Source organism: Pseudomonas sp. P4_D7 (assembly GCF_056401755.1).
On sequence record NZ_JBFUIR010000081.1, the window covers coordinates 1 to 10,153 of the forward strand.

Here is a 10,153-nt window from a genome sequence, read left to right on the forward strand (position 1 = left end):
GATGTTGGATGTGCTGACGCCTTCGCGAGCAGGCTCGCTCCCACAGGGATCTGGGATGACATCGGGATTTTGGGCGTGATAAATATCTAATGTGGGAGCGAGCCTGCTCGCGAAAGCGGTGGGTCAGGCAACATTGATGTTGGATGTGCTGACGTCTTCGCGAGCAAGCTCGCTCCCACAGGGGGCTTGTGGTTGGCTTGGTATTTGTGGTGTGACAAATAACCAATGTGGGAGTGAGCTTGCTCGCGAAAGCGGTGGGTCAGGCAACATTGATGCTGGATGTGCTGACGYCTTCGCGAGCAGGCTCGCTCCCACAGGGATCTGGGATGACATCGGGATTTGTGGCGTGATGAAAATCCAATGTGGGAGCGAGCTTGCTCGCGAAAGCGGTGGGTCAGGCAACATTGATGCTGGATGTGCTGACGTCTTCGCGAGCAAGCTCGCTCCCACAGGGGGCTTGTGGTTGGCTTGGGATTTGTGGTGTGACAAATAGCCAATGTAGGCCTTCGCCAGCTCGCGATGGCGGTGGGTCAGGCAACGGGGATGTCGACTGAACGAACGCTATCGCGAGCAGGCTCACTCCTACAGGGCATTTGTGGTTGGCTCGGGATTTTGGGCGTGACAAATAGCCAATGTGGGAGTGAGCTTGCTCGCGAAAGCGGTGGGTCAGGCAACATTGATGCTGGATGTGCTGACGTCTTCGCGAGCAGGCTCGCTCCCACAGGTTTCAGAGGTTTCTCGGAGATCCTCGCTTACTCAGTAATCTTCTCGAAATTCCGATAAAACATGTCCCCTTCCCGGCTATCGGTCATCGAGTGCAGTTGATAACTGCGGCTGAGTCGCGCACCACCGTCACGGGTCAGCGGCGCCCAGACCAGGTTGGCGCGGCGCATGGTCGACATGCTCATCATTTCGTCGAACGGGATCGACAGGTAGATGCCTTTGTCGAAACTACCTTCGCCATACTCGGCACTGCCCGCCGTGGTGATCGTCGCCCACGCACCAAAGCGCACGCCATTGAAAAACTCGCGCGAGATGTCCAGCGTACCGCCCCAGTCCCCGGCCAGATAACGCCCGACGCTCACCGCCGCCAGCGTATCGAACGGCAAATCGGTATACGCCGTGACATGCCCGGTCACCACCGAGTAATCACGCAGGGCAAAACCCTGATCGAAATCGCGCTGCCGCACCCAGTTCAGATCCGCGCCCACCGACCAGCGCTCACCGGTCGGGCGGAACAACACCTCACCGCCGACACCGGCAAACATCGACTCCAGATAACCGCCATAGACCATGCCATACCAGTCTTTATCCAACTGCTCGGCATGGCTGACCTGGAACAACGGCATGGTCGTGTTAGACGTGGTCAGGTACTGACGCAAATCCGTGCGCACACGCGGCAAACCGCTCGGCGCGTCGTAGGTGAACTTGTCGAAGTTGTTGGCCAGGTTGGCACTGAGCAACCCGCTCCACCAGGTGTTGCGGTTGAAGCGGTATTCAGCGTCGGCATCGGCACTCAATTGATAGAGCAAGCCATCCGGACCACCAACGTTCTGCTTGAAGCCCAAACCCACGCCATAGCTGAAATGCTGCGGTGCCTCGGTGTAGAGGGTCTTCTCGTTGTGTGGCATCGCCGGGTTGATCTCGGTGGTGCGGTGCAGCGACTCTAGTGGCTCTTCGTTGTTGATCACTTCGCGGAAGGTCTGGCGCGGCACGCTGGTTTCTTCCAGCGGCAAGTCGTAGCGCTTGTTGACCACGGTGAACCAGTCGATGTCGTCGTTGACGCTGTTGTCGAGAATCCGGCTCGCCCGCCCGACAGCCTTGGACGAATGGAAGTAACGCTGCTGCTCGCCATACACGATCAGCTCGGAATCACGCTGGGTGATGCGCTCGACCTTGTAGCCGGCATTCTGCTGCAAACGCTGCGAGACGTTGGCCCAGTTGACCTGATCCATCGCCGTGTTCGGCGCTTTCGCCGGCAGCGGTTCCGGGGTCGGATCGTAAGTCTTCGCCGGAGCCTTGCGGCTGACGAAATTGGTGTGAAAGGTCACGCCGAACATCGCCGTATTACCGCGCTCCCACGCCGCGCTGACATCGACCGAATCGGTCACCTTGAATACCGCGCCAAGGTTGATCGGCGAGTCCTGTTTGATCTCGTTGTCCTTCGGTTCGTTTTTGTAATCGTTGCCTTCGTATTCGAGTTTCAGGCTGAGACGATCCCAAGGCGTCTGATAGCTCACGCCACCGAAGAACGACGGCCGGCCACGAAAGTACGAGCCGGAGTTAACGTCACCGGTGCCTTCCAGGGCCGGACGGGTATCGAAGCGATCGCTGACGTAGCCCAACGGGTTGTCCATGTCGCCGCGATTACCGAGGTAACCCCAGGCAATCCCGGCACTGAAATCGAAGTTGTCGTAGCGTTTGTTGGCGACGAAAAATTCGCTGGAGAACAAACCGGTACCACCGATATCTCGGAAGCCCAGCGCCACATCGGGTAGCCAGTGACTCTCCTGCCACAGCCGGACTTTGACGTCGACCGCCTTGTCCTTATAGCTTTGACTACCGCTGAGGGCCTCCGAGCCGTATGGCCGGTTGGTGATCGCGGTGTAGCGAAACGAGCCTTCGAGCCAGTCCAGCGGCTGCAGCGAAACGCTATAGCGGCTGTACGGTTCGGTGCGGTTGGCGTTGACGCTCAACTCGCCGGCCGGGGCCATGCGCGCCGTCGGCGTCTGCAACAGCCCGGTGCCACCGAAATCATTCTGGGTAATGCGCGGTTCGGCATGAGCCAGACCGCAGGGCAATAACAACACAGCTGCAAAACGTAACTTCAACGAACCACCTCGGCCAGCTGCGTGGCAATGAATTCGGCCAACTGCTGATTCAGTTCAGGAAGAGGCGGATCAAGATCATCATTTTTCACCGGCACCAGAATCTTGCTGCCGGCCACCGGAAACTGCCCGGACTCACGATTCCAGTGGGCGATGCCGACACGCCGCGAGACGCCGTTGGGCTGGATCAGCCACAGGTAATCGGCTTCGGCATCGCTCAGGATCGAACAGCCTTGCAGGTATTCACGGGCCTCCTGCAACGGCTGATACGGCAAGTGGCACGGCTCGGCGACGGCACCGAGCACTTGCACTTCGTCGACGCGTTTCGGGTAGATCAGACGATCACCGTCATCGAGGCGAATGTTGCGCGCGAAGCCGACCTCTAATGCAACCGGATCAAGATCGGCGATCTGCCGCCCCGTTACCGGCATCTGCCGCACTTCTTCGGCAATGCGCTGCGCCAGTGCCGCCCGACTCGGCCGGTCGAACAGCATCGACATGCGTTGCAGCACATCCAGATCAAACAACACACCGACCTTGAGCCGTGTCTGCGCCTCAATCAGCGACTGCCGCAGCAACCCGCCCGCCAGCCAATAGCCTTCGGCATTCGGCACGGCTTCGCTGATCACATCGAGCAAGCGCCCACCCGGTGGCAACGCGACCGGCCCGGGATTGGCGACATCGCCCGACACCGTGACAGCCGCCTGACTCACGCTCGCGACCAGCATCAAGCTCGCCGACAACATTTTCAGGCGCATCACGGCAGGTGCCTGCGATCAGGGGTCAGTTGCACGACCTTGACGCGCAACTGCGACGTCAGCTGCTGCTCGCTCTGCAAGATGAAACCGTCACGCGGGTCGACCCAGTAACGATTGGTCGCGCTCAGGCCAATGGCCGGGGCGTCAATGTGTTCATCGACACGCAGCACGGTGTATTCCTTGTCGAGAATCTTCAGGGTCTGTTCCGAGCGGCGGGAGAAGCGGCTGTTGACGATCACCCCGACTTCCTGACCTTTGTAGAGGTCGATCCAGCGCCGCGTGGTGAAACCGTCAGCGACGTGATGCAGGCCCTGTTTGAACGGCGAGTCGTCGGCCAGCCGCGTGCCATCGAGATCGCCTTCCAGACCCAGGCCAATGGAGCGCACGGCAAGGCCATTGCGCAGCAGCAGAACCTGTTTGCCCGAGGCGACCCAGAACTGCAGGTCTTCACGCTCGCGCACCAGCGCCAGCACCCCGGAGCCGGAAGGCGTGGTCAGTTTCATTTGCGGATAGTTGACCCCCGCCACTTCGGCCACCGACACATCGACCTCATCCGGGCCGACGACTGCGGCCTTGAGGTTATTTAACGAAGCGCTCATCAGCGGGTTACAGCCGCACAGCAACGAGGCCGCCATCAGGCACAGGCCAACTTTCAAAATGTTCAAAGTCGGACCTTATTTGGCGTTGTTGTTGCTGTATTCGCTCCAGTTCTTCGCAGCGGAAGCGCCGGTGCCGACAATCGATGCCGACGGCACCAACTGGCTGATCAGACGGTTCCAGCGAGTCACGTTGGCAGGCCCGACATACACCACGTCCTGCGGGCGAACTTCGAAGTGCGAAGCGAGCGCCATGGCGGTCGGCGATTCGGCTTCCAGCTGGTAGATCTTGGCCGGTTCGACATCAAGGTTTTCCACGCCACGAATGACATAGACCGCGTTGCCATTGGAGGTGGTCTGGGCCAGGCCGCCAACCGAACCGAGCACGTCGGTGAGGTTCATCGTCGCGGTCTTGAAACTCAGCGCACGCGGCTGGTTGACCTCGCCCATCACGTAGATGCGCTTGTTGTCGTTGTACGGCAGATACAGCTGATCGCCGCCCTTGAGGTAAACGTTCTGCAACTCGGAATCCGCCTGATTGAGCGAGTCGAGATTGAGCGGATAAGTACGCCCCTTGCGCGTCAGCAACAACCCGGACAGATCAGCGTTGTTGGTGTCGATGCCGGCCGAGCCGAGGGCTTCGACCACGCTCAGCGGATTGGTGGAAATCGCTTGCGGGCCGGCCTTGGCCACCGCGCCGGTGACCACGACCTTCTGGCTGGCGAAACGCAACACCGCGACATCTACCTGCGGCTCGGCGATGAATGCCGACAGCCGTTGTTCAATGTCCGAGCGCAGTTGCTGGATGGTCCGGCCAGTGGCCTGGACTTCCTTGATGAACGGGTAATAGAGCGTGCCATCGGAGCGCACCAGACGGCCGTTGGCATCGATCTGTTGTTGCGCGCCGGACGGGGCCGTCAGCTCAGGGTGATCCCACACGGTGATGTACAGAACATCATTGTTGCCGATGCGGTATTCGGCCGGCGTCGCCAACAGCTCCGGCGGCAGCGACTCACGCTTTTGCGTGGCGCGGTTCATGGCAATCAGCTTCGGCGTGATCGGAATCAGCTCGACCCGGCTGCTTTCGCTGGCACCCTGGCGGGTGATGTCACTGGTGCTGAGGTATTGACCGGGGGAAAACATGCAACCTTGCAAAGCGAGACTTGCCAACATTAAAAGATAAACACTACGAGTCATAATGGCACTACGCTATTCAAGGGCGAATCCAAAAACAAAGTCACCCGACTTGCGTCGGGCGACCCTGTACTGCACTAACAGAACTTCCTGTTAGTTATGCGTGCCGGTTGTACCGGTGGTACCCGTCGTACCGGTGGTACCGCCGTTGGCACTGCCACCGCTGTTAGACGCCGCTACAGCACTGGCAACCATTGCAGTACTGGCTGCGGGCGCTTGAGAAGCCGCCACGTTGCCACCTACATTGGTTACCGCTGTCAACGGTGCTTCAGCGGCGGCAGCCCAGTTGCTCAACATCGTCAACAGGGCAACTGCCATCACTTTTTTCATATCAACTCCTTTCTAACATTCGACCTGTTAAAAAACCGGCCTGAGTTAGCGGTGGTGAGTTCAAGTCCGCAAAAAGCGCGAACATGATCCGTCGTTCTTTCACAGTCTTACCCAACTGATAAAAGTCGAACGGCAGGTTTATATCTACGGATTTGCAAAAGGCATTGCCAGTGTAATTTCCCGACGTAATCTAACAACCTGACTGAAAATAACATTGGACTAAATGGCCATCATCGCGAGTAGCCTTGGGGATGGTTCGATTGCCAGCGCCAAGTATCAGTGACCATGTCCTGCAAGTTGCGCGTAGCTTTCCAGCCCAGCTCTTTTGCCGCCTTGGAGGCGTCGGCCCAACTCTCGGCGATATCCCCGGAGCGGCGCGGCATCATTCGGTACGGCACCGGTTGCCCGCAGGCCTGCTCGAACGCGTGGAGCACCTGCAGCACGCTGTAACCATCGCCGGTGCCGAGGTTCCAGGTATGAATGCCGCTGCGTTCGGAGATCGACTGCAACGCCTTCAGGTGGCCATCGGCCAGATCGACGACGTGGATGTAATCGCGCACGCCTGTGCCGTCGACCGTCGGGTAATCGTTGCCGAAGATCGACAGCTCTTGCAGGCTGCCAACCGCCACCTGACTGATGTACGGCACCAGATTATTCGGGATGCCGTTGGGGTCTTCGCCCATATGACCGCTATGGTGCGCGCCGATCGGGTTGAAGTAGCGCAGCAAGGCAATGCTCCAGCGTGGCTCGGCCAGGCTCAAGTCACGCAGGACGTTTTCGACGATCAGCTTGGACTGGCCGTAGGGATTGGTCGGATTGCCGGTGGGAAAGTCTTCGCGGATCGGCATCTGCTCGGGCTCGCCATACACCGTGGCCGACGAGCTGAACACCAGACGAAACACCCCCGCCGCCGCCATCGCCTGACACAGATTGATACTGCCGCTGACGTTGGTCTCGTAGTACTCGAGCGGTTTGCGCACGCTCTCGCCGACCGCTTTCAGGCCGGCAAAATGCAGCACCGCTTCGATGTTGTGCTCGCGGAAAATCCGGTCAAGCAATGCCCGGTCACAGACATCGCCGCGGATCATCCAGGCACTCTTGCCGCAAATGCCCTCAACGGCGTGCAACGCGGCTTCGCTGCTGTTACAAAGGTTATCCAGTACGACAACTTCATAACCTGCTTCAAGTAGAGCAAGTGTGGTGTGCGAGCCGATATAGCCGGCGCCACCCGTTACCAGAATCTTCATAGTGCTATCCGTCTTTGGATGAGTGACAAGTAGCGTGTCAAGCCTGTTTTATTGAAGATGTGTCACAACTCACACAAACAGGCGACAACAACCGAAAACAAAACTAGTTCAATGACTGGCAATAAATATTTTTGCAGGTCACACTGTATTGCCCGCTACTTATTAGCACTCCCTGTGCGCTCATCACTATCAACCGATACCGACTAAAAATAACTAATAAAGCATTCGCCGACATCTCATAACATTGTCATGTTTTACCGGCCCAACTAATTGCCATTAACAACCTGACTCAGGTATTAAAGTAGGCCTTCAATCAATATTGAAACTTGCAGCCATTGTTTATGGCCCGCATCCGTCGCCTGTGTTCCATGACTGTCCAGGATACTTTTATGATTCGTAAATGTTTGTTCCCCGCTGCCGGCTATGGCACGCGTTTCTTGCCGGCCACCAAAGCCATGCCGAAAGAGATGCTGCCGATCGTCAACAAGCCGTTGATCGAGTACGCCGTTGAAGAAGCGCGGGACGCCGGCCTGCAACACATGGCCATCGTCACCGGTCGCGGCAAGCGTGCGCTGGAAGACCATTTCGACATCAGCTACGAACTTGAACACCAGATTCGCGGCACCGAGAAAGAGAAATTCCTCGCTGGCACCCGCGAGCTGATCGACACCTGCACCTTCTCCTACACCCGTCAGGTGGAAATGAAAGGTCTGGGCCACGCGATTCTCAGCGGTCGTCCGCTGATCGGCGATGAGCCGTTTGCCGTGGTGCTGGCCGATGACCTGTGCCTGAACCTGGAAGGTGACGGCGTGCTTACGCAGATGATCCAGCTGTACAAGAAATTCCGCTGCTCGATCGTCGCCATCCAGGAAGTCCCGGCCGACCAGACCCACAAGTACGGGGTGATCGCCGGCGAGCTGATGTCCGACGGCATCTACCGCGTCAACAACATGGTGGAAAAACCGGCCCCGCAAGACGCGCCGTCGAACCTGGCAATCATCGGCCGCTACATCCTCACCCCGGACATTTTCGACCTGATCGCCGACACCCAACCGGGCAAGGGCGGTGAAATCCAGATCACCGACGCACTGATGAAACAGGCGCAGAACGGTTGCGTGCTGGCCTACCAATTCAAAGGCCTGCGCTTTGACTGCGGTGACGCCGAGGGTTACTTGCAGGCGACCAATTTCTGCTACGAAAACGTCTATCTCAAGGGCCGCTGAGACGGCTCCCTTCACCCAACGAGGCCACCATGAACATTGCACAACATTCCGTAGAGATTGAACGCGAGGTGGGTAACCTCGGGGTGATGAGCTGGCTGTCGCGCCATCAACCGTTGCCCAGCGCCAACGAGTCCTGGCTGGGCACGATTCTGCTGGTGGAGCGGATTGGCGTATTTCCGGCGTCCGGTGATATCCGCCGGCCGCTGCGTGATCCGTATCCGCTGCTCGCGCATTTGAAAAAACTGTATGGCGAGCAGGCGCTGGAAATGGATGACAGTGATGGGCTGAAGGTGATCTTCAGCGACTGGCGCTTTCGCGTGCGGATTTGCTGTAACGACCCGGCGATCATCATCAACGTTGAGACTCGGTGCGATACGCGGTTGATGCCGCAGAAGATTGCGGAGTTGCTCGAGCAGGTCGACGCCTTCGAATAACTCCCCTCACCTGATCGTTCCCACGCTCTGCGTGGGAATGCATCCAGTGACGCTCTGCGTCACCCAGCGAAGGGACGCGGAGCGTCCCGGGCGGCATTCCCACGCAGAGCGTGGGAACGATCACCGCTCTGGGGTTTGCGTGTTATTTAGGGGAGGCGTCGCACCGATCCTTGGCGCCGGTAATCCAGCCATAAAAGTAATCAGCAATCACCTTCCCGCCCGTGGCCGGTACCGGATGAATCTTGTCCGGGCCGATCATCGCTGCCGCGTAGCGTTTGACGTCAGGGCCGAACGCGCATTGCAGATTGGCGTAGCCCAGACGTTGCTCTCGCGCCCACGGCTCAAGCACCTGCGCATACGCCGACATCGGGTAAGCGCTGGAGCGCGTGGTGTCCTGCCGCATGATCAGGTTGATGCTCGCCTGCGGTTGAATCTCACGCAACATGCCCACCAGCCCCTGAACGTTCTGCAGATACTGCGCGGGCTTCACGCCGAAGCCCTGATCGTTGCCACCGAGCATGATCAGGTAAACATCAGCGGGGATCTTCGACACGGCAGCTTTCCACTGCACCTGCCATTGCGGATCCTGGTGATAGAAATCCGCAGACGCCGCACCGGAGGCCGCCAGTTTCGATACGCGCACGCCGTTCTGATCGTTGCTCATCCACAGGCCGAACAACGTCGGGGCGCCTTTCACCACTTCCAGTTTGAAGGACCAGTCTTTCGCTGCAGACAGGCCTGCCAATGGCACTTCCTGAACCCCGGCGCCTGTCAGCGTCATCGGCTGCCAATCTTCTGAAGGTGACCAGCGGTAACGGATCTCAGAGGATTCGCCAGTGCCGAGGTAAAGCAGTTTCGCCTGAGTGACCGCCGTATCGATGCGCGGCGAAGGATTGGCATCCACCTGCAACCACGCACCGGGCCGGCCCGTCACTGTGCGGCTGTCCGGGCTTGCTTGCCCCAACTCTGAAACCTTCCAGTCGCCGCCAAAGTACTTGTCACTGCTGCGGGTGTATTTGAAGTGCGTGCCGCCCAGCGCGGCACCGTGATTGAAACCGACGTAACCCGGCCCGGCAAAACCCACCTCCCCGGCCACGCGCTGCACCAGTTTGTTCAGGTAGAAATCCTGCCCGGCGCTGTAGCTGTCGCCGATCACCGAGACCGACAGCACCTTACCGGCCTTGCCTTCACGCCACTGCGCGAAACGCTCGCGCGCATCGCCCACCTGAACCACCGACGCTGCGACGGGTTGCGCGTCATCTACTGCCAACATGCAAAATTTCCTTCAGTCTGAAATGGCCCACTGAATGCCGGGATGTACAGAGATCAACTGTAGGAGTGAGCCTGCTCGCGATTGCGGTCTATCCAATACAAATGCATTGACTGACACAACGCTATCGCGAGCAGGCTCACTCCTACATTTGTCGCGGTCATCCGCTAAATCTGTGTACACCAAAAAAACCTGTGGGAGCGACGGTGCGACGATTCGACTTGCTCGCGAAGCTCTTAGCTGTTTTGTGGTTGCACCACTGGGGTGACAGGC

General features: G+C 58.6%; 9 protein-coding genes. 2 read left to right on the forward strand and 7 right to left on the reverse strand.

The window, feature by feature from the left end:
• Nucleotides 1–752: 752 nt before the first annotated feature.
• The 6 genes from AC1DVF_RS27635 to galE all read right to left on the reverse strand — a co-directional run bounded on the left by AC1DVF_RS27635 (nucleotide 753) and on the right by galE (nucleotide 6,953).
• Nucleotides 753–2,831: a YjbH domain-containing protein gene (locus AC1DVF_RS27635; protein ID WP_116256603.1), complete on the reverse strand. Its 2,079-nt coding sequence runs from the start codon at nucleotides 2,829–2,831 to the stop codon at nucleotides 753–755.
• A complete protein-coding gene (locus AC1DVF_RS27640) occupies nucleotides 2,828–3,586 on the reverse strand; it encodes a capsule biosynthesis GfcC family protein (RefSeq protein WP_034156403.1) in 759 nt (252 codons plus the stop codon). Before AC1DVF_RS27640 ends, AC1DVF_RS27635 begins: the two co-directional genes overlap by 4 nt.
• Nucleotides 3,586–4,251, reverse strand: coding sequence for a YjbF family lipoprotein (locus AC1DVF_RS27645; protein WP_320337474.1), 666 nt, complete (start codon nucleotides 4,249–4,251; stop codon nucleotides 3,586–3,588). The genes AC1DVF_RS27640 and AC1DVF_RS27645 overlap by 1 nt, the downstream gene beginning before the upstream one ends.
• A 9-nt stretch (nucleotides 4,252–4,260) precedes the next feature.
• Entirely contained in the window at nucleotides 4,261–5,379 is a 1,119-nt protein-coding gene (locus tag AC1DVF_RS27650) for a polysaccharide biosynthesis/export family protein (RefSeq protein ID WP_175559610.1), read from the reverse strand.
• A gap of 90 nt (nucleotides 5,380–5,469) precedes the next feature.
• A complete protein-coding gene (locus AC1DVF_RS27655; RefSeq protein WP_007910552.1) occupies nucleotides 5,470–5,706 on the reverse strand; it encodes a hypothetical protein in 237 nt (78 codons plus the stop codon).
• Between the two features lie 230 nt (nucleotides 5,707–5,936).
• Entirely contained in the window at nucleotides 5,937–6,953 is a 1,017-nt protein-coding gene (galE, locus tag AC1DVF_RS27660) for a UDP-glucose 4-epimerase GalE (protein ID WP_477783476.1), read from the reverse strand.
• 389 nt (nucleotides 6,954–7,342) lie between these two features.
• Here galE and galU point away from each other — a divergent pair, with 389 nt between their 5' ends.
• Together galU and AC1DVF_RS27670 are read left to right on the forward strand one after the other, a co-directional pair.
• Complete coding sequence (gene galU / locus AC1DVF_RS27665; protein ID WP_116256600.1) at nucleotides 7,343–8,176, forward strand: UTP--glucose-1-phosphate uridylyltransferase GalU; 834 nt, start codon at nucleotides 7,343–7,345, stop codon at nucleotides 8,174–8,176.
• Nucleotides 8,177–8,205: 29 nt separating this feature from the next.
• Nucleotides 8,206–8,610: a phosphohexomutase domain-containing protein gene (locus AC1DVF_RS27670; RefSeq protein ID WP_414915698.1), complete on the forward strand. Its 405-nt coding sequence runs from the start codon at nucleotides 8,206–8,208 to the stop codon at nucleotides 8,608–8,610.
• 142 nt (nucleotides 8,611–8,752) lie between these two features.
• Here the strand turns inward: AC1DVF_RS27670 and AC1DVF_RS27675 are convergent, their stop codons facing one another.
• A complete protein-coding gene (locus tag AC1DVF_RS27675; RefSeq protein WP_477783477.1) occupies nucleotides 8,753–9,883 on the reverse strand; it encodes an SGNH/GDSL hydrolase family protein in 1,131 nt (376 codons plus the stop codon).
• Nucleotides 9,884–10,153 lie beyond the last annotated feature (270 nt).